The sequence below is a fragment of the Paenibacillus rhizolycopersici genome, from assembly GCF_014947195.2.
Classification (GTDB): Bacteria; Bacillota; Bacilli; order Paenibacillales; family Paenibacillaceae; genus Fontibacillus; species Fontibacillus rhizolycopersici.
In genome coordinates this window covers 36,983-60,566 of record NZ_JADCNN020000001.1, presented here as the reverse complement: position 1 = coordinate 60,566, position 23,584 = coordinate 36,983, and the positions used below count along the sequence as shown (strand labels likewise).

Here is a 23,584-nt window from a genome sequence, read left to right as displayed (position 1 = left end):
TTTAGGCCTCCAATTCGAAGCGGTAATCTTCTACCACCGTATTGGCCAACAGCTTCTCGCACATCGCTTTGACTCGGGCTTCCGCCTCGAAGCGATCGTTCGTGTCGAGCGTCAGCTCCATATATTTACCGATGCGGACACTGTCCACCTCTCTGAACCCCATGGAATGGAGCGCTCCCTGAACGGCTACCCCCTGTGGGTCAAGTACGCTTTGCTTGATCGTGACATAAACGCTCGCTTTCATCATGTTCCTCGTGTTCCTCCTAAGTTTGGACTTGTGCGGCACGGCCGCTTGGTTCTGGATGGTTCTCATCATTGCGTATGGATCTGCAAGGATACTTACTTGCTCTCTTTCTTGATCGCCTGTCTTCTTGCTCCCTGTCTCCTACCCCTCCTGAAGAAAAGGGATAATCCTCAAAAGGCTGCTAAAGGAGACCTTGGGGCACTGGGCGCGTTGGCAAACGGCCTCTTTCCCAGCCCTCGAACTCCTAACGAACCGTAGCGACGTTATTTGCTCATTTCCCGGGTATTTCCCGGGCTAACGGACTCCACAGACGTTATTTTACCTAGATCAACTCCATATCAGACTGTCAGGCCCAAATAGGGTCTCCTCGGTCCGTTACGTGAGCCAAACCCGGGTACCTAGCCTAATAAAGGCCGTGGGGTCCGTTAGCGCGAGGCGGCAACCTGCGCCTACTCCAACTCCGCTCCGGTCAGTCGTTGGTAGATCTCGCGGTAGCGCCGCGTCGTTTCTTCGACGACATGCGCCGGGAGCGGGTCCGGCTCGCTGTTCTTATCCCAGTCCGAACCGGCCAGATAAGCCCGCACCGGCTCTTTATCCATGCTGTCGATCTCGATGTCCAGCGCGTAGTTCTCTTTGGCCCAAAACCGCGAAGCGTCCGGCGTAAACATCTCGTCGATCAAAATCAGTTTGCCGTCCACCAGTCCGAATTCCAGCTTGCAGTCGGCGAGGAGAATCCCGCGTTCCTCGCAGTAGTCACGGGCGAAGGCGTACATCTCCAGGCTGCGGTCCCGCAACTGCTCGGCCAGATCGCGGCCGATTTTGTCCGCCATCTCGGCAAACGAGATGTCCTCGTCGTGGCCGACGTCGTTCTTGGCCGCCGGGGTGAAGATCGGCGCCGCCAGCTTTGCGTTCTTGCGCAGCCCTTCCGGCAACTGAATGCCGTTAATCGCACCGGTCTGCTCATACTGCCGCCAGCCTCCGCCGGTCACGTAACCGCGTACCACGCATTCGATGTCGATACGCTCCGCCTTGCGGGTCACCATGATCCGGTTCCGCAGTACCTCGCGATGCTCCGCCGGAATCACGTCCCCGAGCCGGTCAACGTCCGTATGAATCACGTGGTTATCCAGCACATGCCGCGTCTTGTCGAACCAAAACGCGCTCAGCCGGTTCAGCACATTCCCCTTGTCCGGCACCGCCGGTGCCAGAATGTAGTCAAACGCGGAAATGCGGTCGGTGACCACGATCAAGAAAAACTCGCCAAGATCGTACAACTCCCGGACCTTACCTTTGTACAGCAACGGGGCATTCACCAAATCCGCCGCCGTGGAAATTGCCGGTACCGCCATGAAAGTTCTCCTCCCCTATCCCAAACTCTGTTCGATTAAATCAAGCCCAGCTTCCGGAAAATCGTGTCCACATGCTTCAAATGCCAAGACGGATCAAACGCATCGTCGATCTCTTCCTTGCTCAAGACCGCGGTAATTTCCGGCGTCTCCTCGATAATGTCGCGGAACTGGCGTTGCGTTTCCCACGCTTGCATTGCCCGCGGCTGCACCGTATCGTACGCTTGCTCGCGACTGCAGCCTTTGTCGATGAGTTTTGTCAACACGCGACCGGAGAACGGTACGCCGTACGTGCGGCCCATGTTGCGCTTCATATTTTCCGGGAATACCGTCAGGTTCTTCACGATATTGCCGAAACGGTTCAGCATATAGTTGAGCAGCATCGTGGCGTCTGGCAGAATCACCCGTTCCACCGAGGAGTGGGAGATGTCGCGTTCATGCCACAGCGTGACATTTTCGTAAGCCGAAATCATATGCCCGCGGATCACGCGGGATAAGCCGGAGATGTTCTCGCAGCCGATCGGGTTGCGCTTGTGCGGCATCGCCGACGAACCTTTTTGCCCTTTGGCGAAGGCTTCCTCTACCTCGCGGAACTCGCTCTTTTGCAGGGCGCGAATTTCGGTAGCGAACTTGTCGAGCGACGTTGCGACCAAAGCCAATGTCGACATGTACTCGGCATGACGATCGCGCTGCAGCGTTTGCGTCGATATCGGCGCGGGGCTCGTGCCCAGTTTACGGCAAACGAATTCTTCCACAAATGGATCGATGTTCGCGTAAGTGCCGACTGCGCCGGAGATTTTGCCGAACTGGACGTTGTCTGCTGCCCGGCGGAAACGCTCCAGATTCCGCTTCATTTCCTCGTGCCAGAGCGCCATCTTCAGGCCGAAGGTCGTCGGTTCAGCATGCACGCCGTGCGTGCGGCCCATCATCGGGGTATCTTTATAGGCCAAGGCCTTATCCTTCAAAATCTCGATGAAATTCACGATATCCCGTTCCAAAATTTCATTTGCCTGCTTCAGTAAATACCCCAGCGCCGTGTCCACCACGTCCGTGGAAGTCAGGCCGTAGTGCACCCATTTGCGCTCGGAGCCCAGGCTTTCCGATACGGCACGGGTAAACGCGATGACGTCATGGCGAGTTTCCTGCTCGATTTCATAGATCCGATCGATATCGAATGAAGCCTTCTCGCGCAGCGTCGCTGCGTCTTCCTTCGGGATCACGCCGAGCTCAGCCCAAGCTTCACAGGCGCAGAGCTCCACTTCCAACCAAGCCTTGAATTTGTTCTCCTCCGTCCAGATCGCTCTCATTTCCGGTCTGCTGTAGCGTTCGATCATTTACGTTCATTCCTCCAAATGTTGGTTTGCTCTATCCAACGAAGCCCGTCCTCCACGTCGCGGCAGATCAGGTTGATATGCCCTATTTTCCGTTTCGGAGCGGCTCCGTGCTTTCCATATAAGTGTACTTTGGGGATCGCCGGGAATCCAGTTGACCCCTCGTCCTCGCCATACCAAGTGCCGGTCATGACCGCCTTGCGGACGTCCTCCAAATGCTCGCCCAACACATTAACCATCACGACGGGCGTCAGCAGTTCCACGGGACCCAGCGGCAAATTGCAGATCGCCCGCACATGCTGCTCAAACTGCGAGGTCGTGCATGCCTCCATTGTGTAATGGCCGGAATTATGTGGTCTCGGCGCCAGTTCATTGACGAACAGCTCGCCCTCCGCGGTCAGGAACATCTCCACCGCCAGCAGGCCAACCGCTTCCAAACCTTCGGCGATCCGGGCCGCCAATCGTTCGGCCTCTCGCTGCACCTGCTCCTCCACGCGGGCCGGCACGATCGACACATGCAAAATATTATCGACATGGATATTTTCCGCTACCGGGAACGTTTGAATCTCCCCGCGCGGACTGCGCGCCGCGATGACCGACAGCTCCTTGACGAACGGGACGAATTGCTCCAACACAAGCTCCGTCCCAGCCCGACTCAACTCGGCGTAAGCCGCTGTAATCTCGTCTTCGCTGCGGATCACCCATTGGCCTTTGCCGTCATAGCCGCCGGTGGCCGTCTTCAGCACGGCCGGGAGGCCCAGCCGGGCCACGGCCGCACGCAGTTCCTCCTCGCTGCCGATCTCCGCGTACGGCGCTACCTTGACGCCCGCCGCTTCGATGGCTCGCTTCTCGCGCAGCCGATGCTGCGTGGTGTACAGCAGTCGGCTACCTTGAGGCACGTACGATGCTTGCTCCAACAGCGCGGCGACGCCCGCGTCTACATTTTCGAACTCGTATGTGATCACATCGGCCCGCGCCGCCAATTCACGCGCGGCCGCCTGGTCGTCGTAGCGGGCCACGATCTGCCCCGCAACTTGTCCGCAAGGCGCATCCGGCGTCGGGTCCATCGCCACGAACCGGTACCCGAGGTTGCTCCCCGCCAGCGCCATCATCCGCCCAAGTTGCCCGCCGCCAAGCACCCCGATCGTTGCGCCCGGCTCGATGACCGGAGCACCTTGAACACCGCTCATTTTGCCCGACGGTCTGCCGCTCATTCAGCCGCTCCTAACTCCGAGCCGCTTTCCAGCACCTCGGCTTGAATCCGGTCGCGACGCTCCTGCACCCGGCGCATCACCTCGGGGTCGAACGCGCCCAGCATTTGCGCCGCGAGCAATCCGGCGTTGATCGCCCCGGCTTTGCCGATCGCCACCGTCGCTACCGGAATACCGCCCGGCATTTGCACGATCGACAACAGCGAGTCGAGGCCGTTCAGCGCGGCCGATTTCACCGGCACGCCGATGACCGGCAGCGTCGTCTTGGCCGCCACCATGCCCGGCAGATGAGCCGCGCCGCCTGCTCCCGCGATGATGACCTTCAGCCCGCGACCCGCAGCCTGCTCCGCGAATTCGAACATCAAATCCGGGGTGCGGTGCGCGGATACGACATTTTTTTCATAAGGAATCTGCAGTTCTTCCAAAACGGAACAGGCATGGGACATCGTTTCCCAGTCCGACTTGCTGCCCATGATGACGGCGACTTGTGCTGTCATGCTTCAACCCACTTTCTTTAGTAGAAGTCAAAAACTCTGCCTACGATTTATAGATGGCCGAATACGGAAAAGGGCCCCGAACTTCCTGGAAAATAACGAAGATTTCCCGAAATTCGCGGACCCTGAGGAATACGAAACCTGCATACGGGCAGCTAAGGGCCGCGCCGACGGCAACGCAAAGCCCGGCGCTTGCAAGCCCAGGCTCATAATAAAGAAGGCCTTCCGTGCGGAGTAGCCCTACCTTCATCACGTATTCGCTCGTAGTCCGAAAATTTACGGTTCTCGGGTAGAAACTTCCGGGCCCTATCCCCGGCATTATACGAGATTATGATGTTCGGCGGCGAGCCGCCTTTTCTCTCCTAGTTTACCAATGGCGGACACGACATGTCAACTCAAATCCGAACATTAAATGATTGTAAAATCCGAATGTTCGTTTTTGAACAAGAACCAAAAACCTAGCCCCTAAAAACCGGCTAGGTTAGATGAAAGATTCACCTTTTTCATTTATCCGCCCAACTGCTCCTGCAATTCGATATACAGCACCTGCAGGAACTTCTTGATGTTCACTTTGCCCTTTCCATTGCCGGTTTCCCGACCTTCCTCGATCTCCTTCATCTTTAGCCGCACATCCTCAAAGTCAAAATAAAGAGGTGCGTAATATTCAAACCGAGGATTACCGTAATCGGTCAGGCCCAGCGACGCCAGGTTCGTCAGCCCCGCTGTCAACGCGCGTCGCAGCCGTTGCTCGATCGCCTTGACCTCCTTGGCGATGTCCTCCGGCTCCTCCTTGTATAAGGCTGCGGTTCGACGATACAGCTCCTTCAAGGGTGGCAGGTTGCCACCAACCTCGTCACCCTGTCCAAGCAACAGCTCCATCATCGCGATGATATCCCGGCTGCCGCTCTCGCCAATCAGACCGAGATTCATCAGGATCGGTTGAATCGCTTCACGAACCGTTCGCTTGCCTGGACCAGCCAACGGCGTGCTGCGCAAGCCCTCCAGCTTCTTTAGGCTGGTTTTAATTTCATCCAGATAGTGACTCATCGCATACCGTTCATTGACCTTCTGCAGTACCGTCTCCACTTCGATCCGATTGATCGGCTTGCGGATGAAGAACTCAATCCCGCTCCGGTACGCCCGTCCGACCATATCCTGGTTTTCGATTTGGGAGATCATCACGAACCGAGAGCGGCAGCCTTGGGCGCGCAGGGAGTCGATTGCCTCGATTCCGTCCTGATCCGGCATCAACAGATCCATCAGCACGATGTCCGGCGATTCGCTTAAAATTTGCCGCACGCCCTCCGCCCCGCCGCCGGCCGTCCCCGTTACCTCGCCTAGGCCGCTGTCCTCGATAATGTACTGCAGCATTTTCCGGGCACTGGCATCATCGTCCACGATACAAAAAGAGAGCGGCATCGGTACACCCTCCTCAACGTTTGGTAAGTCGCGTTTACGTCGGACTTGTCGGCTTCCGCAACATCCGCGTCGGTATCCGAATTTGGGCCCTCGCCCCACCAAGTCCCGGCGCGGTATCAAGCGAGATCTCCCCTTCAAACCGGGCCACGATGTCTCTCACATGAGATAGACCGATCCCTGTCGCAGCAACGCCTTCCTCATCGAACTTGGTCGTAAAACCCGGTTCGAACACGAGCTCCCGCTCGTCCTGAGGAAAGCCGCCCCCGCTGTCGTTCACCGTCAATAAGGTCCATCCCGCTTGCTCGCGGACCTCGAGATGAACCTGCCCCTGGCCCTGGATCGCTTCTACCGCATTCGCCGTCAGGTTGCCCAGCAGCGTAAGTAAGGGAATGTAGTTGGCGGTGGCGTAGTCCAAGGTGATCTTCTGCGTAAAGACAATTCTTTTCCCCAACATTTCGGCGTACTTCTGGCTGCTATGGACGGTATATTGGACTAAACCCGACAAAGGCATATCCCCCGGAACTTCGCGGTCCGTGAGCTTGATCAGCCCGCCTAAAATCCGCTGCGAATCCTTCTTTACCTCATGGATTTGCTGCGTAATCCCCAAAACGTAGTGTTTGTGCTTCTCTTGCCCTTCGTCAGACAACCGACGGTACAGCTCATAGCTTTGCAGGGTCAGGTTCTCCAGCGTACCGATTGATTTCTTCAGGTAAAAGACTTCCCCGTACAATCCGGAACTAAAGCTAAGCATCTGCTCAATTCGGCGGTTCTGCTCCTTTTGCACGATCCGCATCCGGCTGACGGAAATGCTGCTGTAAATGCCGGTCACGAAATACGTGCGCAGCATCGCAATCGCCATCAAAAATGTCCATTCGTTGAGCTTAAACGTGGCGGTGCCGGTCACCAGCAGCCGAGTCAGCAGCTCCGCCTCGTTGGACAGCAGATCGATTACTGCCGTCACCGCTCCCAGAGCCAAGGGATAGAAGCGGTCCAACCGCCGTTTGATCACGCTCATCCCTAACGCAAACACGATGTAATACACCGCCGCCGAGCAATGCCTCGTCACGCTGTCGGCCAAGGTTAAGCCGTGGCCAAACGCCTGATCTAACCCGGTGCGAAACAGCAGCACCACCAAGCCTGAGATGACGCCGGTGATGAGATACGGCAATCGCCTCAGCAGCAGCAAGAATAGCAAGAACGCACTGCTCCCCAATCCGATCCGAAAAATATCACCATCAAACGGGTTGATCTTCAGCTCCCCGGCCAATGCCGTTCCGATGGCCACGACTCCGATCTGTACGTAGGCGGATCTAAAATAGGACTTCAGAGGAAAGTTTCCCATCTCCGCTCACCCGGCTCCCGTGGGTTATTTTGCCCCTTATCGTACCATATCCAGGGAAATATGCCTATATCATACATCCCATTATATGTAAGAGCCGTGTCAGCTGATGCCTACACGTGCCGGGCTTCCAAGCGCCTGGAGATCACCGAAAGCACAAAGTTGACGGAGAAATAGATCAACGCCACGAGCAACAGGATAGGTATCGTGTAGGTGTAGCCGTGACCGATGACGATGCCGGCATGATGCATCAGCTCCGGCAAGGAGATCACGACCGCCAGCGAAGTGTCCTTGAGCAGCGAGATGAACTGGCTGACCAGCGGCGGCACCATCCGCCGCAATCCTTGTGGCAGCACGATATGCCATAGCGTCTGCAAGGAGCCGAGGCCCGACGATCGAGCCGCTTCAATTTGCCCCTTGTCGATGGAGGCGAGTCCGCCGCGCACGATTTCAGCGATCATCGCCGCCTCGAAGATGGTTAACCCTGTAACCGTCGCGGCCACCAGGCCCAGCTTGATGCCAATCTCCGGCAAGGCGAAGCGCATGAAGAAAATGATCAAGAGCAGCGGCAAATTGCGGATCAGCTCGACGCCCACCAGCAGGATCGGCGACAACACGGGCAGCTGGGTATAGCGAATGACGCCAACGAAGCAGCCGATCAGGAAGCTAAGCACGATCGACGCCCCGGCGACAATCAAAGTCACAACTAACCCATCCGCCAGAAAGCTCAAATTCTCCGCACTGTACGCTCCCGCAAAGTCCATCGGATCCCTCCTTCCTAGCAATGCTTTTGCTTTTGCGCAGCCGTGCATGCGGGTTATACCGCACGCACGCTGCTACTACTCCCCCAGCACAGCGGAGGGGAGAGATAGAGCCGGTGGATCGCAGAGCCCCGGAGGGAAGGTTTGGAGCTGAAGAAACGGAGTGGTCGCCTTTATCCTCGGATTTCTACAGATTAAGGTTCTACAAATTCAAGAAATCCGAGGATAACAGCGATCGTAAGCCCAAACCGTACCGCAGCGGGCTTAATTTAGATCCACCCGTTTTCCGTTTTACCCCACCCTCAATACCTTCTCTCGAGTCTCCGCTCCCACACCCTAACCCCGTAACTCAGAGGCAAGGTCAGCGCCAAATAAAACAACGCCACAAAAATATAGGTATCAAACGTCCGATACGTCTCCGTATTCACGATGTCGGCGAAATACATCAGGTCCAGCCCGGCGACAATCGTCAATACGGACGAGTTCTTGATCAAATTGATGAACTGGTTTCCGAGCGGCGGAATGACCAGCTTGATCGCCTGCGGCAGGATGATATGCATCATCGTTTGCGCGTAGCTTAACCCGGAAGAACGGGCGGCTTCCGTTTGCCCCTTCGGGATCGCCAAGATTCCGGCGCGTATCGCCTCGGCGATGAACGATGATGTGTACACGGCCAGCCCTATCGTCCCGGCCGTAAAACCATCAAGCGGCAAGCCCAGTGCCGACGGCCCGTAATAAAAAATATATACGACAAGCAGCAGCGGAATATTGCGGATAAATTCAACGTACCCCGTTCCGAACCAGCGCAGGGCGCGGACTGGGGCGATGCGGAATACGGCGATCAACGCCCCCAGCAGAAAGCTGCCGACCAACGCCAGCAAGCTGGATAGAATCGTCCCTCGGAACCCTTCCAGATAAACATCGAAGTAATCGGTCAATATCGTAAAGTCCATAACGATTATTCGCTCGGCTTCTTGCCGATCCATTTCTCGTAGATCTTATCGTACTCCCCACTATCGTGGAGCTCCTTCAGCGTATCGTTAATCGCCTGCACGATATCCGAGTTGCCTTTTTGCACCGCGATGCCGTAAGGTTCGTCGGTAAACGGCTTGCCAACCACCTCGTAATTCGGATCCTGAGCGGACATGCCGTATAGGATCGCATCGTCCGTCGTCAGCGCATCGCCTTGCCCCGCCTTCAGGGCGTTAAACGCATCCTGATAGTTATCGAACTCCAGCACCTTGATGCCATTTACTTTATCGCGGATATTTTTCACCGAAGTCGAGCCTTTACTGCCCAATACCGTCGAATCGGAGGTCAGGTTCTCAATGCCCGTGATCGGGCTGCCTTTCTTCACCAGCAGCGATTGCCCCGCCTGGAAATAAACGTCGGAGAAGTCGACTTCCTTCTTGCGCTCCTCCGTAATCGTCATCGTAGCCACGATCATATCGATTTCGCCGTTATTCAGCATCGGAATTCGCGTTTTGGAGGTAACCTCCTTTAACTCCAAGGCGTTTTCATCCCCGAAAATATGCTTCGCGATCGCCTTGGAGATATCGATGTCGAAACCTTCGACGTTGCCGCTGGCGGGGTCCTTTAGACCGAACAGCTTCGTGTCGTATTTCACGCCAACCAGCAGCTTGCCGCGTTCCTTGATTTTGCCCAGAGCCCCGGATCCGCTCTCCCCGGCCGTCGGGGCAGCATTGCCGCCATCGCCGGCTGTATTCCCCCCCGCCCCATTATTCGCACAGCCCGCCAGCACCGCCAATGCGCAAACCGCCGCAATACTGATCAACCTCCAACGTTTCTTCATCTTCTCTTCCTCCCTTTTAGGATCATCATGGTCTAATGGCTTAGCAGACGGCTGAGAAAGGTACGCGTTCGCTCCTCCCGCGGATTGGCGAAGAATTCCTCCGGCCCGGCCTCCTCAACGATCTGCCCTTGGTCCATAAAAATAACCCGGTCCGCCACCTCCCGAGCAAACCCCATTTCGTGCGTAACCACCACCATCGTCATGCCTTCTCTAGCGAGCGTCCGCATGACGTCCAGCACTTCGCCGACCATCTCCGGATCCAGCGCCGAGGTAGGTTCGTCAAACAGCATAATCTTCGGCTTCATCGCAAGCCCACGGGCGATCGCCACCCGCTGCTGCTGGCCGCCCGACAGCTGGGACGGATACGCCGATGCTTTATCGGCGATGCCCACCTTCTCCAGATAAAACAGCGCCGTTTGCTCCGCCTCCGCCTTAGAAATGCCCAGCACCTTCATCGGTGCCAACGTGATATTGTCGATCACCTTCTTGTGCGGATACAAATTAAAATGCTGAAAGACCATTCCGATATCCCGCCGCAACTTGTTGATATCCGTCTTACGGTCATGGACCGGAAGGCCGCCTACCGTCAGTTCGCCGTTCGTGATCGTTTCCAGCCGGTTGATGCAGCGCAGCATCGTGCTTTTTCCCGAACCGGACGGACCGACGACCACCACGACTTCCCCTTCTTTGACCTGCAGCTCAATCCTCTTCAGCACGTGAAATTGGCCAAAGTGCTTATCGACCTGGTGAAAGCGAATCAACGGCACCCCTCCTTTCAGCGTTCGGATGTTCCTTTCGACCGTACTTGCATCATGCCAATGTGAGTAATCGTAACATTTGAACATAACCTTACTTTGGCGACTATAAAAAACTACATCATCCTACGCGCGATCTCGAAAATAGCCCAAAATTTAATTCTTTCCTCGCCGATTCGGTCGGACAAGCGTCAGTTTTCCTCACAAGAATCTTCCTTGAAGCTATTTCGAAAAACCGCTATTGAAACTCTAACGCTTGTATAAGACGCTATTCACGCCTAAATAAGCATTCTGGCAAGCGTTAGCCCTAAATCCGGATCACACCAGACAACCCATGCGCACGCAAAAAAAGCCTGACCGAATCGCTTCGGTCAGGCTTCTACCAAACAAGCTCTATTCTTATTTCACGACGAGCACCGGAATATGGGCATGCTGGACGACGTTGTGACTGACGCTGCCGAGCACGAATTCGCGGATGCCACCCAATCCTCGGCTGCCAATAACGATGAGATCCGCTCCGTATTTCTGAGCGTACTCCAAAATCGTCTCCGCCGGCGCCCCTTGATCCATTTCGACTTTGGGCTCCAGCCCTGCGGCCACCAGCCGGCTTTTTGCTTCCTCTGCCGTTCTTTCCGCCAGCTCATAAAAATCCTTGTTCATCGAAGTGGGTACCGGAGCGAAGCCCTCGGCTACATAAAAACGCGGGAAGTCGTACACGTGCAGGACCTCCAGCTTGGCTTCCGGCGTCGATTTGCACAACTCGATCGCTTTGTCCAGCGCTTTGTTCGCCGCTTTCGAACCGTCATACGCAGCAAGAATTTTGTTAAAAAGCATGGAAAGCACCTCACTTGTCCCAAGAGTTTATATTAAAAAATACCCATAAAGCACGGCGTTGAAAAGAAGCAGCAGTGGAATGCCCACCCGGAAGCTGAAATGCTTTGTTTTGTGGCGCTTCGTGTTCATGGCTACCAATACGCCCAACGCGCCGCCGAGCGCAGCCAGCAAAAACAACGTCTTCTCGGGAGTCCGTTCGCGCCTCTGCCTGGCTCGCCTTTTGTCGTCGGACATGACTAGATAAGCAACTGCGTTGATAAATAGAAACCATACCAGCAAACCCGTTTTCGTCTTCGCCGCCCCCTTTCGATCTTTACGTTCGAATGTCGACGTTCCTAACTCCATTATACCTCAACCGCGGAGCAACAGCATCTTTTCACCAAATTCGCTTCTATGTAAAAAGCTCCCCGCTTGGGGAGCCGCACTTGTAAATATCATCAGGTTTCGTTCTTCGGAATCTCGTTCAAACTGGGCGGGTAATCGGCCTGCTTCTTCGGCTTGGCCGCCACGGTTGGTTCCATCAGCCTCGACTTGTTCTGCTGGTTCTCGGTCTTCCGCGCTTTGTGATGCGGCACCCTTATCACCTCCGGTACTTAGCGTCCCGTAAAGGCCGCCGATTTATGCGGACCTAGAACCGCTTGCTAAGCCGGTTAATCATCGCCCTTCTTCTCCAGAGCTGCCTTCAGCAACTCGCCGAGGTTCACCCCGCCAGACTCCTGCGGTTGAGAGTATTGCTTGACGAGCCGCTGTTGCTCGCGTTTGTTCATGTGCTTATCCTTGTCTTTCTCAAGCACCTCGGTAATGCCGCAGGAGATGCACTGCACGTACATCCCCGCCTTGCCTTCCTTGAGTTCCATCTTCTTGTGGCATTGCGGACAGCGACGGTTGGACAGGCGCTTCTCGCCAGAACGGCGATACCCGCAATCTTCGTTTGGACAGAGCAGCATCAGCCCGCGTCCGGTTTTCTTCTCGAGCATCCGCGTTCCGCATTCCGGGCAATGGCTACTTGAGACATTATGCGGTTTATAGGTCGCATCACTGCGTTTAACACCTTGCACGAGGCTGACCGCCATTTCACGGATGCCGCTTAGGAACGGCCCTGGCTGGCCTTGGCCGCGCGCGATCCGCTCCAGCTCCGCCTCCCAGCGGGCCGTCAGTTCCGGCGTGCGCAAATCGGCCGGCGCCAGCTCAATCAGTTGCTTGCCTTTGCCGGTCGGATGCAGGGAGTTCCCCTGCCGCTCGATCGTATCCGAGCTGACCAGCTTCTCAATGATGTCCGCCCGCGTTGCCGGCGTGCCCAGCCCATGCTTCTCCATTTGGGTCAGCAGGGCGGCTTCCGTGTAACGCTTCGGCGGTTGGGTCCGCCCCGGCGTCACACGGCAGCGCTGCACTTTCACCGCCTCGCCTTGGCTCAGCTCAGGCAATGCCGAACCGCTCTCGGCATCGTCCTCGCCGCCTTCTTCGTCCTCCATCGCCTGCCCGTCATAAACGGCGCGCCATCCGGCGTCCTTGATGGTCGTGCCTTTGGCGTGCAGCGTCTCGCCGGCGATTTCCACCGTCACGCTGACCTGATCGAACCTTGCTGGCGGATAAAACAAACTGATAAACCGCCGCACAATCAAATCGTACAGCTTGCGTTCGTCCGCGCTCAACGCGTTCAGCAGCACCGTTTGCTCCGTCGGGATAATCGCATGGTGGTCGGTCACCTTACTATCATCAACAACCCGTTTACTCAGTTGCAGCGAGGCCCGAAGCAATGGCCGGGCCAGAGGCGAGTAGGGGCCGATCGCTACGCTGGTCAGCCGTTCCTTGAGGGTCTCCGTCATGTCCGACGTCAGGTAACGCGAATCCGTCCGCGGATAAGTCACCAGCTTATGTTGCTCGTAGAGTCGCTGCAGCACGTTCGAAGTCTGCTTGGCCGAAAACCCTAGCAGCCGGTTCGCGTCCCGCTGCAGCTCGGTCAAATCGTAAGCAAGCGGATGGGGTACCGTTTTTTCGTGCTTGACCAGCTTGACGATGTGGCCGGAAGCCCCTTCGAGCTTCTGCTTCAGAGCGTTCAACCGCTCCGCATCAAAAATGCGTGCATCTCCGTTCCCGCCGCGCCATACCGCTTCGAATTTGCCGAAGTCGGCGCGCAGCATGTTGAATTCCTCCGAACGGAAACGGAGGATTTCGTTCTCGCGTTGCATGATCATGCCCAGCGTCGGCGTCTGTACCCTTCCGGCCGAGAGCGGCGCGCCAAATTTGGTCGTGAGCGCCCGAGTGACATTGAGGCCCACCATCCAATCGGCCTCCGCCCGGCAACGCGCCGAGTGGTACAAGCGTTCGTATTGGCTGCCCGGCTTCAATGCCGCGAATCCTTCCTTGATCGCTTTATCCGTTTGCGACGAAATCCACAGCCGCTGAAACGGTTTGTTCCATTTGACCATATCCATAATCCAGCGGGCGAGCAGTTCACCCTCGCGGGCGGCATCGGTTGCCACGATCAGCTCGCCGATATCCTGACGCCGCATGAGCTGCTGCACCGCCTTGAACTGATGGCTGCTTTCGCGCAGCACCTTCAGCTTCATTTTATCCGGCAGGATCGGTAAATCCTCCAACGCCCACGTCGCGAACTTCGCGTCATAATCCTCCGGTTCGGCCAAACCGACCAGATGGCCCAGCGCCCAGGTCACCACGTACTTTGGCCCTTCAAAATGACTTTTATGCTTATCTCGGCTGCCCATCACTCGCGCGATTTCTCTGGCGACAGACGGCTTCTCCGCTAATACCAACGTCTTCATAAATGGTTTCGAACACTCCTTTCCTCTGAACTATTATAGCACTGACCATTTCCTTTACGCGAAGCTAGGGGGCACTCCGTCTGACGAGATCCTTCCTGCCTCTTAATCAATGTTCCAGCTATTTATCATCCCTCGTGCCATATTCATATCGTCCTCTTTCCTCGTCGTGAGGGCAAATTTGGCGACTAGCGCCGGATACGCGGCCCATTGCTCGGCGATATGCTCCTTCATACGGTACCATGTTCTGCCTCCCATCCGTTCATAACGGTTCAGTATATCCTGCAGGCCTTTTTCGCCAAAGAGAGCATACAAGATCACAAAATCCTTGCCCGGATCGGCAATTTCCGCTTCGGTCCAATCGATGAGGCCCGTCATGCGCTGATTGTCATCCACAAGGATGTGGGGAGGATGCAAATCGCCATGATGCAGTACCGAAAATTCCGGCCAATAGCTGTCCGTGGTCAACCAGCTCATCCATCGGTCAAGCAGCTTGGCAGGGATGTCAAATTTCTGCCGAACTTCCTCGATATTTGCGGCGAAAGCTTCCCGTGTCTCCGCGGGGGTTTTGCGGCGAACGCCGGATCGCATCGCCTCGTCATGGTCGACGCAATGCAGCGCTGCCAATGTTTCGGCCAAGGAATCATAGAAGGTATCCCCCAGCGCCTCCTGAGGGAACCTCCAGACATATCCGCTCCCGGCCGGATCAACTGTGGCAACCGGGTTTCCCGCAAGGAGCGGGTAAGCGATCAAATCTGGAGTACAGATGCGCCAATCGGGTACGGCAACGGAGATACGGGGCGCTACTGCTTTCAACACATTCCGTTCATTAAGGGCCCGCTCCCAAACGTCTGAACGTCTAGGCTTGCGAAGTACCCACGCTTGACCGTTGTTATCCCGCACAAACGCAACGAAGAAATCCAAGCCGGATTCATTAACCTCAAACGCTTCCGTATTCAAATGCAAACCGTGCTGAGCGGCGCAGGCGTAAAGCTCCCTTTTCACCTCTTGATAATCGTTCGACTTTTCCATATTCATAAAGGCATTCTCCTTATGGGCAAAATAAAAACACAGACCAAGGTCTGTGCAGCCGCAATCGAAATAGGAATTGCCCGTTGTCCGCTCGCAATCGTAGGCAAAAAAAGCCTCGTTCCGGAAGGAGCGATTCTTCTTGGCGGACCTGCGCAAATAGGCAAACTTATCCCGATGACCCTGCACAAACTAAAGAGCAGAAAGAGCAGTTGCAATCCATGCAATGCGGTCTCGATCGGGACTAAATTAGCACACGCAAGCCTCCATTCGTAAATTTGAACCAAGAATACCATGTATACCGCTAAAAGTCCATAAACGGAATCTATATCGTTTTTGAAGCCATTGATAATTATTTTAAAAATGATATACTCGGATTAGCACCTGGTACTAAAACCTGATCATAAGTAAATCAAACATATTAAAGGAGCTGATACGGTTGACCCTACAGAAACCCTTTTCCAAGGCCCGCATTACCGCTCTAGGCACCTATGTCCCCGAACAAATTCTGACCAATGCGGATTTGGAGCGGCTCGTGGATACGAACGACGAGTGGATTGTTCAGCGTACGGGCATCAAGGAGCGGCATATCGCCGCAGAGGACGAATTCACCTCGCATCTCTGCATCCGGGCGGCAGAGCGACTCCGCGATACGTATCGGGCCACGCTGGACGATGTCGACTTCATTATCGCAGCGACGACAACGCCGGATTTCTCATTCCCGACCGTATCCTGCCGGGTTCAGGAACACTTCGGCATGGAACAGGCCGGGGCTATCGATCTTAACGCGACCTGTGCCGGCTTCGCTTATGCCTTGCATTTGGCGAACGGTATGATTAGCTCCGGCCTGCATCGCAAAATCCTGGTCGTTGCCGGCGAAACGATGTCCAAAATCACCGACTACACCGACCGCAGTACCTGCATCCTGTTCGGGGATGGGGCCGGGGCAGTGCTTGTCGAAGCGGATCCCGAGCAGCCCGGGTTCGAATCGTTTATCCTCGGGACGAATGGGGCAGGCGGCATCCACGTCTACCGTTCAGGACTGGCGGATCAGATGGATGGTCAGCCCCTCGAAGGGAAGGGCAAAATTGTACAAAACGGACGCGAGGTATTTAAATGGGCCGTCCGCACCGTCACCGCCGGAATTGAACAGCTGCTAGAGCAGGCTGAGCTCACCCGGGAGGATATCGATTGGTTCGTGCCGCATAGCGCCAATCTGCGTATGATCGAGTCCATTTGCGAAAAATCGGAACTTCCGCTCTCCAAAACGCTGCAAAGCGTGCAGGATAAGGGCAATACGTCCTCCGCGTCCATCCCGCTGGCTTTGCAAGCCGGCGTCGACACGGGCCGGCTGAAATTCGGTGACCGTGTTCTGCTGTACGGATTTGGCGGCGGCTTGACCCATGCCGGCTTAATTATGCGCTGGGCCGTGCCGGACACCATATGAAAAAAGGTCGATCAGGGGGCGGAATCCTGATCGACCTTTTTATGATACCCTTGTCAAATTGGCTCTTTACACGATTATCCACCTTGTCTAAATGGCTCTTTACACGAATATCCCTTTTGTTAAGGGAGGTCTCCTTCACTCGTATTCGCTTCTCCCGAGCATGTCCGTCCCGGATTCTCCGTGATCTGATCAAACGGGATAATGGTGCAAGACGCCGAACAAGAGGGTTGATCTCAGGCCCAAGCGCTCTCTTTTCAACCGGCAAGGTTCCGGGTACAATAACAAGAGCCAAATTTACGCAAGTTGTCCCCAACTTAAGCCAATAAGGAGTTTAGTGATATGCCTACCCTCAGAGAACTGTTTACCGATTTCGATTTTCAGGAGGCGCTGGACCGCAAATTTCGCATCCGCGTATTCCGTGCCGATCATATGATCGACAACGGCAGTATCATTATCCGTTTCACGGACGACACCATTATCACCCAGGCTGGAGTAAGCGAGCTTTCCTACCATCCACGCCGGGAATGCCAATTTTTCGAGCTGAGAAAATAAAACCAAACCCGCCCTTCTTACTTCCCCTTAACTCGCCTTTTCCTCTTGCCCCGTCGCCAGTACCTTCGCGTTTTCCTGCGTCACGGCTGACGCCTCTTTGCCGTAACGAATGAAGATCCACACGCCGCACAAGATGAGTGCGCCCGCTGACAATTGCAGCGGGGTCAGGCTCTCCTTAAGCAGCATCCAAGCCAACAGCGAAGCAAACACCGGCTCGCCGAGAACGGCCATCGATACGGCTGAAGCGCTGAGGTATTTCATCAGCCAGTTGAACAGGTAATGCCCAAACAGCGTCGGGACGATCGCGAGCAGCAGGAAAATCCCCCATTCGCGCGGCTCATATCCGGTAAAACGGATGCCCGCAGCCACGTTATATATGGCCATCGACGTTCCAGCCACCGCGAACACGAGGAAATTATAAACAAACGCACTGATCGTTTGCAGCAGTTGCTTGCCGACCAGAATATGAACCGCGACCGCCACCGTCCCGAACAGAGAGAGCAAGTCTCCCGTAACGGCAGCGCCGGACAAGGCAAAATCCCCGGAGCCGATGGCGATCGAACCGATTAGAGCCAACGATACGCCGAGAATCATCGCTTTATTGATTTTGGCCCCGAATAGGAAGAACGACCCGAACATCACGATGATCGGCTCCAGCGTCAGAATAACGGTGGAGCTCGCTACCGTCGTCAAGCGAAGCGACCCCATCCAGAGCAGGAAATGAAGCCCCAGCATGAGCCCGGAAAACAAAAGGCGCCCCCATTGCTTGCGTGTCAGGCGCGCAATCTCCCCCCGATAACTCCACAGCAGCGGTAGCATCAATAAGTTCGTCAGATACATCCGGTACATCGCGATTACCGAAACCTCGGCATTGGACCAGCGGATGAAAATAGATGAAAACGAGATGGCAATAATGCCGATAATGTACAAAATTTCATATTTGCCCATGGACTTGGTGTTGGTATGCATAAAGGTCAGGGTCCCAGCTTTCCGTTAATTTTATCGGCACAATCTTGGTGCAAACCACTTCATTATAGCGGAGTTAGAACGGTTCCTCAATCAAAAAAAGCGTCTCTATTTCTCCCATCCCCTATCATTTACCCTGATGGTTTCCGCCTGTTTTCTCGTAATCTAGGCGCGCCAAGGTCATATCATCCAAACCGGATAGTAAATGAAAGAATAGAGTGTTTCGAACGATCGTTCAGACCCATTCGTTTGAGGAGGAACTTTCAATGAAAAAGCTAGTTCACATTTCTCAAACTTCTCCCCGTCTCACGGTATATTCCGAGGAGAATCTGACGGGAAGAAGCCGTGTCTACACCGGGAACCTCGGCATCCGCGACACCGACGCGATTCTGGATGGAATCGAGAGCCTGCGGTTCGTTTCATCCAGCAGCAACGCTACGCTCGTGTTGTTTACGCGGACCCGGTTCAGAGGCAGCTTTCGCATCCTCCGCGGCAGCCGGCGCATTAATGATCTAGATGATCTCATCAACGGCAACGACGTAGAATCGATCATCGCGACAAACCAACGTTTGACGGCAGCGCAAGTTCGTCAAATCCGCACCAGCGGAACGTTGCCAAGCGGATATCGCCTGATTTAAGCTTTAGGCTTATAATGGTTCCATATGATAACGATGAGTGCAGAGGATGTGTCCCCCATATGGAACCGATCGTATCCAAACGCTGGCTGTTAGCCCGCATGTATGAGCCAAATCTCGTGATCGTCGATTGCCGCTTCGAGCTCGGCCGGCCGGAAGCCGGAAGCGCGGCCTACGACGCCGCGCACATTCCGGGTGCCGTTTATCTCGATCTTGAGGAGGATCTGTCGGCCCCGGTAACCGAGCACGGCGGGCGTCACCCGTTGCCCGCCCCGGACACGTTGGCCGCGCGCTTCGCTCGCGCCGGCATCGGCAACGCCACCAGGGTGGTCGCCTACGACGACCAGGGAGGCATGAACGCCTCCCGCCTATGGTGGCTACTGCGCTGGCTGGGCCATGACGACGTCTACGTCATGGATGAGGGATTCGCCGCCTGGCAAGCCGGCGGCTATCCCGTGACCGCTGAGCGGCGGACCGTCGTCCCCGCCGCTTTCACCCCGTCGCTCCGGCCGCACATGCTGGCCGGAGTGGAGGACGTCCGCCGGGCGCTGGGCGATCCCGGCGTCCTGCTGGTGGACTCGCGCGCCGCGGATCGCTTCGCCGGACTGCAGGAGCCGCTTGACGTCAAGGCCGGCCATATCCCGGGGGCGATCAACCGTTTTTGGAAGCAGGTGCAAGGCGACAACGGCTCCTGGAAGAGCGACGGCGAGCTGCGCGAGCAACTGGCGCCCGTCATCGCCGCAATGGACGAAGGCCGCGAGGCTATCGTCTACTGCGGCTCCGGCGTGAGCGCTTGCCCGAACGTGCTCGCCCTCCATCGGCTCGGCTACCCGCAGGTCAAGCTGTACGCCGGCAGCTGGAGCGATTGGATCTCTTATCCCGAGAATCCGATCGCGACGAACGAAGAATAAGAAAATTTTAAGCACCTTTACAAGTATATTCCTGCCGTGGTATATTCCTGTTATGGAAAAATTTTACGGCAGGAGATGATTAAGACCATGAACGAAGAGGTTACCGCCTTTATTGATCAATTAGGGGCGGCATGGCAAATCGAGCTCTCCCAACGACTGAGAGAGATGGTGCACCAAACCATTCCGTCGGTGGAAGAGCGGATTCAGTACAAGAAGCCCCATTTCCTGAAGAACGGCCATTACGCAGCGGTGATTTCCCCGTCGAAGGACGCGATTGCGTTCATGATCATGAACGCCGAGGGATTAGAGGTACCAAAAGGCTTCGAGGGACCGCCGGAGCGCAAGTGGATCAAATTCAAGGAAGGGGCCGCACCGGACTACGCCCTGCTCTCCTCTTTGCTGGCTCAAGCTTCCCAAGCGCTCTAGAAATGCGAAATCGTCACCCCATACAAGGGATGACGATTTTTTGGTTTCGCCTTTAATGTTTTACAAATCTACCTCCACCAAAGACTGCGCCGTCTCGGGAGCATCGGTGATCATGCCATCGATGGGGTACTTGAGGACTTCCTTCATATCCCGTCGGGTATTAACGGTCCAGACCCATACCTCGCGACCATCGGCGTGGGCTTTATTGATCAGGAAGTCCGTCAGCATGACCTGCTCGATCGTATAGAAATCGACGTCGAGCACCGATAGGTCTCCAAGTGCAAAGAAGAGAATTCTCCCGATCTTGATCTCCGGGGCCAGCTCACGAATTCGGCCGAGCGCGACCCCATCGAACGACTGCACCCTCACCTCTTCCTCCATTCCGGCTTCCTTGATAAGGCGAACGACCTCTTCCGCCAGTGCTTCGCTGGAAAAGCCATTCGGCTTCAGATCCAGCAGCAACTTGATCTTGCCCTGCGTCTCGGCGAGCACGCTGGACAGCAAAGGGATTTGTACCGGGTATCCATTCTCGTCCCTACCGATAGATAGCTGACTCACCTCCGCGGAGGTCATATCGGCGATCCGCTTCCGTACCCCAGCCATCCTTCTCAATTCGGAATCATGGTTTAACACGGCCACTCCGTCCTTGGTCATCTGCACATCCAACTCGGCGACCTGGATGCCTTTATCCATCGCAGAGAGTAGAGCGGGCAGCGAATTCTCCGGGGCATACGACGTATCTCCGCGATGCACCGCAATCTGAACGTTCCATTTGGCGTACACCAGACTATCATTCGCCCGCGAACCGATGACCACAGCCAGGGTGATATAGACGGCAGCACCCAAGACATAAACCGTCCTCTTCCACTTCAACGCTCTCCACCAAGCGATGATCCGCATTTCTACGCGGCCTATCCTGCTATGGCTGACCTGAAGCTGGTCTCTTGCCCGAATCCAATTTAAACGGCCGAATGCGTAATATAGTCTCGTCAGCACGAAAAGGTTGATCGGCAACAGCAGAAGCTCCAACAAGTAAGCCAGCACGGTTGAGATCGTCAGCGAATAGTGCTGGGACACGAGCGCGAGCACATCGAGATCCAACCAAGAAGGGATGTGTCCAAGAGCGGACACCACCGTATAGGTGACCGCGAGGATCGAACCATTAAACAGAAGGAGCGAACCAAACAACCGCCAACGCCGGCCTTGCGTCAGGGCATGGCTCTGGCGAACCGCCTGCCGCAGATTCATATCCTCCAGCACGATGCAATGCAGGACGAAGATCCACCGGAGCAAGGTATACAACAGCCCTGCAAGCAGTACGATATAAGCGGCGGTCATGGTAAAAGAGGCGTCCAGCACCTGATTGTTCAAGAAGATCGGAACGTTAAACAACGCGTAAAACGAGGCCGTCAGCGGTGAATCAATGAACGGAATCAGAAGCAGCAAGAGCAGCAGCAGTTGGAACACCCCGAACCCGAGCAGCTTCGGCGTCTTGCGCAACACGGTCAGCACCGCATCCGATAGGGCAATCTCCTTTCCGAAAAAGCGCTGCTGAATGAGAACGATCAGCACCAGCAATTCGATCAGCAGCGTAAAGGAAGCGACAAGCCCTATGAGAATCAGTCCAGTTAATCCTTTATAACTTAGCCCGATCCGGTACACTTCCCCGTTGAGCAAGGATCCGGATCCAACCACCCGAAGAATACGGTTGAACAGCAGCGTGGTGACTGGGAGGACAACGATGCTCGTAACAAGCATATAGAGCAATTGAAAAAGCAAGAGCTTGGCGGAGTACTTGCGAAAATCGCGGATGCTTTTGCCGATCAGTCTAAGCATGGCTCCCCGCCCCAGACTCGTTAGGTCCACCGCGCGGCCCAAACCTTCATTTCATGGCAAATGACGTGAAGATCCATGCCCTTCGGCGTGAGCGAGTATTCAACCGTCACGGGAACGGTCGGGAAAACCGTCCGCTCCAACACTCCCTTCTCCTCCAAATGGCGCAATGTACTCGTTAATGCGCGCGGACTAACCTGAGGAATTCGGCGTTGCAGTTCTCCGAAGCGAAGGGTACCGCCAAATAGCTCACGTATGACAAGAAACGCCCATTTCCCTCCGAGCACATCCAGGGTTTTTTCGATATTGCATTCGATATGCACCGGCGTTTTCGGAATATAATTGCTTGCTTTGCGGACTGTAGTCATCCGGCAAACCTCCTCTTGGATATAGCTATATTATGTATAGCAAGTATCATGGATATAATTAAGTGAAAGAGTTTTCACTTCTTTAAATTGTATATGAACTTTAATAGAATGAAAATGGTTACAACACAAATGATCAGGAGGATGATAAATCATGGAATATAGAAGACTGGGTGGAAGCGGCCTTAAGGTAAGCGAAATCAGCTTGGGTAGTTGGCTAACCTACGGCGGGTACGTCGAACGTGAAAATGCCGAGAAATCCATCAAAACGGCCTACGATCTGGGGATTAACTTCTTCGATACAGCCAATGTATATGAAAAAGGGGCAGCAGAGGAACTGGTGGGCAAAGCGCTGAAAGCTTATCCACGGGAATCCTACGTGCTGGCGACGAAAGCGTTCTGGCCAATGGGAGAAGGTCCCAACGACCGCGGCTTGTCGCGAAAGCATGTCATGGAGCAGGTACACGCGAGCTTGAAGCGGCTGGGCCATGACTATATCGATATCTTTTACTGCCACCGCCACGACCCGGAGACACCGCTTTACGAAACGCTGCGCACCATCGATGACCTGATCCGCCAAGGCAAAATCCTGTATGCCGGCGTCAGCGAATGGCAAGCTTCGCAGATTGCGGAAGCGGTTGGTTTAGCGGATCGTTATCTGTTGGATCGCATCGTGGTCAATCAACCGGTTTATAACATGTTTAACCGTTATATCGAGAAGGAAGTGATCCCGGTCAGCGAACGTTCCGGCATCGGGCAAGTCGTCTTCTCGCCGCTGGCTCAAGGCTTGTTAACCGGCAAATACACGTCGGCCAACAACATTCCGCAGGACAGCCGCGCGGCCAAGCTGGATTGGGTTCGCAAGGGGATTACGGAAGAAAACATCGCAAAGGTGAAGCAGTTGGAAGGCATTGCCGCCGAGCTTGGCATCAGCGTGGGGAACCTCGCCCTGGCTTGGATCCTGCGTCAAAGCAACGTCGCAAGCGCGCTTGTTGGGGCTAGCCGTCCGGATCAAGTAACCGAAAACGCCAAAGCTTCCGGTATCAAGCTTAGCGAAGATGTGCTGACACGAATCGAAGAAATTTTGAACTAA

General features: G+C 55.3%; 25 protein-coding genes and 1 riboswitch. Of the genes, 6 read left to right on the top strand and 19 right to left on the bottom strand.

Going from position 1 to position 23,584, the window contains the following annotated elements; all coding sequences use genetic code 11:
* Nucleotide 1: 1 nt before the first annotated feature.
* From purS to IM700_RS00210, 16 genes are all read right to left on the bottom strand, one after another.
* Complete coding sequence (gene purS, locus IM700_RS00285; RefSeq protein WP_155606687.1) at nt 2-247, bottom strand: phosphoribosylformylglycinamidine synthase subunit PurS; 246 nt, start codon at nt 245-247, stop codon at nt 2-4.
* A 446-nt stretch (nt 248-693) separates the two neighbouring features.
* Entirely contained in the window at nt 694-1,593 is a 900-nt protein-coding gene (locus IM700_RS00280; RefSeq protein ID WP_155606688.1) for a phosphoribosylaminoimidazolesuccinocarboxamide synthase, read from the bottom strand.
* 35 nt (nt 1,594-1,628) lie between these two features.
* The gene (gene purB / locus IM700_RS00275) at nt 1,629-2,924 is read right to left on the bottom strand and encodes an adenylosuccinate lyase (RefSeq protein WP_193415748.1); all 1,296 of its coding nucleotides are present in this window, start codon (nt 2,922-2,924) and stop codon (nt 1,629-1,631) included.
* Nucleotides 2,921-4,135 (bottom strand): 5-(carboxyamino)imidazole ribonucleotide synthase, encoded by a 1,215-nt coding sequence (purK, locus tag IM700_RS00270; protein ID WP_239483468.1) that lies wholly within the window; start codon nt 4,133-4,135, stop codon nt 2,921-2,923. The genes purB and purK overlap by 4 nt, the downstream gene beginning before the upstream one ends.
* A complete protein-coding gene (gene purE / locus IM700_RS00265) occupies nt 4,132-4,629 on the bottom strand; it encodes a 5-(carboxyamino)imidazole ribonucleotide mutase (RefSeq protein WP_155606690.1) in 498 nt (165 codons plus the stop codon). The genes purK and purE overlap by 4 nt, the downstream gene beginning before the upstream one ends.
* Before the next feature lie 241 nt (nt 4,630-4,870).
* Nucleotides 4,871-4,972, bottom strand: a riboswitch (purine riboswitch).
* 161 nt (nt 4,973-5,133) lie between these two features.
* Nucleotides 5,134-6,045, bottom strand: a complete 912-nt coding sequence (locus IM700_RS00260; protein ID WP_155606691.1) for a response regulator — start codon at nt 6,043-6,045, stop codon at nt 5,134-5,136.
* A gap of 34 nt (nt 6,046-6,079) precedes the next feature.
* Nucleotides 6,080-7,387 carry a sensor histidine kinase gene (locus IM700_RS00255; protein ID WP_155606692.1) on the bottom strand — a complete coding sequence of 436 codons (1,308 nt, stop codon included), beginning with the start codon at nt 7,385-7,387 and terminating at the stop codon, nt 6,080-6,082.
* A 110-nt stretch (nt 7,388-7,497) separates the two neighbouring features.
* Entirely contained in the window at nt 7,498-8,148 is a 651-nt protein-coding gene (locus tag IM700_RS00250; protein WP_193415749.1) for an amino acid ABC transporter permease, read from the bottom strand.
* A 299-nt stretch (nt 8,149-8,447) separates the two neighbouring features.
* A complete protein-coding gene (locus IM700_RS00245; RefSeq protein WP_155606694.1) occupies nt 8,448-9,131 on the bottom strand; it encodes an amino acid ABC transporter permease in 684 nt (227 codons plus the stop codon).
* Nucleotides 9,104-9,958, bottom strand: coding sequence for a glutamate ABC transporter substrate-binding protein (locus IM700_RS00240; RefSeq protein ID WP_193415750.1), 855 nt, complete (start codon nt 9,956-9,958; stop codon nt 9,104-9,106). The genes IM700_RS00245 and IM700_RS00240 overlap by 28 nt, the downstream gene beginning before the upstream one ends.
* A gap of 32 nt (nt 9,959-9,990) precedes the next feature.
* Complete coding sequence (locus tag IM700_RS00235; protein WP_193415752.1) at nt 9,991-10,719, bottom strand: amino acid ABC transporter ATP-binding protein; 729 nt, start codon at nt 10,717-10,719, stop codon at nt 9,991-9,993.
* A gap of 393 nt (nt 10,720-11,112) precedes the next feature.
* A complete protein-coding gene (locus tag IM700_RS00230; protein ID WP_193415754.1) occupies nt 11,113-11,547 on the bottom strand; it encodes a universal stress protein in 435 nt (144 codons plus the stop codon).
* Nucleotides 11,548-11,574: 27 nt separating this feature from the next.
* Nucleotides 11,575-11,892, bottom strand: coding sequence for a DUF1294 domain-containing protein (locus IM700_RS00225; protein ID WP_155606698.1), 318 nt, complete (start codon nt 11,890-11,892; stop codon nt 11,575-11,577).
* A gap of 92 nt (nt 11,893-11,984) precedes the next feature.
* On the bottom strand, nt 11,985-12,122 hold the full coding sequence (locus IM700_RS00220; RefSeq protein ID WP_155606699.1) for a hypothetical protein: 138 nt from the start codon (nt 12,120-12,122) through the stop codon (nt 11,985-11,987).
* A gap of 75 nt (nt 12,123-12,197) precedes the next feature.
* Entirely contained in the window at nt 12,198-14,330 is a 2,133-nt protein-coding gene (locus IM700_RS00215) for a DNA topoisomerase III (RefSeq protein ID WP_193415755.1), read from the bottom strand.
* A 102-nt stretch (nt 14,331-14,432) separates the two neighbouring features.
* Nucleotides 14,433-15,365 carry a macrolide 2'-phosphotransferase gene (locus IM700_RS00210; protein ID WP_193415757.1) on the bottom strand — a complete coding sequence of 311 codons (933 nt, stop codon included), beginning with the start codon at nt 15,363-15,365 and terminating at the stop codon, nt 14,433-14,435.
* A gap of 430 nt (nt 15,366-15,795) precedes the next feature.
* On the opposite strand from IM700_RS00210, the gene IM700_RS00205 reads away from it, so the two are divergent.
* Nucleotides 15,796-16,803 (top strand): ketoacyl-ACP synthase III, encoded by a 1,008-nt coding sequence (locus IM700_RS00205; RefSeq protein WP_193415759.1) that lies wholly within the window; start codon nt 15,796-15,798, stop codon nt 16,801-16,803.
* Nucleotides 16,804-17,142: 339 nt separating this feature from the next.
* A complete protein-coding gene (locus IM700_RS00200; protein ID WP_193415761.1) occupies nt 17,143-17,355 on the top strand; it encodes a hypothetical protein in 213 nt (70 codons plus the stop codon).
* 27 nt (nt 17,356-17,382) lie between these two features.
* Here IM700_RS00200 and IM700_RS00195 read toward each other — a convergent pair whose 3' ends face one another.
* Nucleotides 17,383-18,324, bottom strand: coding sequence for a DMT family transporter (locus IM700_RS00195; RefSeq protein ID WP_193415763.1), 942 nt, complete (start codon nt 18,322-18,324; stop codon nt 17,383-17,385).
* A 263-nt stretch (nt 18,325-18,587) separates the two neighbouring features.
* Here IM700_RS00195 and IM700_RS00190 point away from each other — a divergent pair, with 263 nt between their 5' ends.
* From IM700_RS00190 to IM700_RS00180, 3 genes are all read left to right on the top strand, one after another.
* Nucleotides 18,588-18,959, top strand: coding sequence for a hypothetical protein (locus IM700_RS00190; protein WP_155606705.1), 372 nt, complete (start codon nt 18,588-18,590; stop codon nt 18,957-18,959).
* 59 nt (nt 18,960-19,018) lie between these two features.
* Nucleotides 19,019-19,867, top strand: a complete 849-nt coding sequence (locus tag IM700_RS00185; RefSeq protein WP_193415764.1) for a sulfurtransferase — start codon at nt 19,019-19,021, stop codon at nt 19,865-19,867.
* Between the two features lie 87 nt (nt 19,868-19,954).
* Nucleotides 19,955-20,293, top strand: a complete 339-nt coding sequence (locus IM700_RS00180; protein WP_193415766.1) for a DUF1801 domain-containing protein — start codon at nt 19,955-19,957, stop codon at nt 20,291-20,293.
* A 60-nt stretch (nt 20,294-20,353) separates the two neighbouring features.
* Here IM700_RS00180 and IM700_RS00175 read toward each other — a convergent pair whose 3' ends face one another.
* Both IM700_RS00175 and IM700_RS00170 read right to left on the bottom strand, forming a co-directional pair.
* Nucleotides 20,354-22,129, bottom strand: coding sequence for a glycerophosphodiester phosphodiesterase (locus IM700_RS00175; RefSeq protein ID WP_193415767.1), 1,776 nt, complete (start codon nt 22,127-22,129; stop codon nt 20,354-20,356).
* Nucleotides 22,130-22,149: 20 nt separating this feature from the next.
* Nucleotides 22,150-22,494, bottom strand: coding sequence for a winged helix-turn-helix transcriptional regulator (locus IM700_RS00170; protein ID WP_155606709.1), 345 nt, complete (start codon nt 22,492-22,494; stop codon nt 22,150-22,152).
* Between the two features lie 151 nt (nt 22,495-22,645).
* Here IM700_RS00170 and IM700_RS00165 point away from each other — a divergent pair, with 151 nt between their 5' ends.
* The gene (locus IM700_RS00165; RefSeq protein ID WP_193415769.1) at nt 22,646-23,584 is read left to right on the top strand and encodes an aldo/keto reductase family protein; all 939 of its coding nucleotides are present in this window, start codon (nt 22,646-22,648) and stop codon (nt 23,582-23,584) included.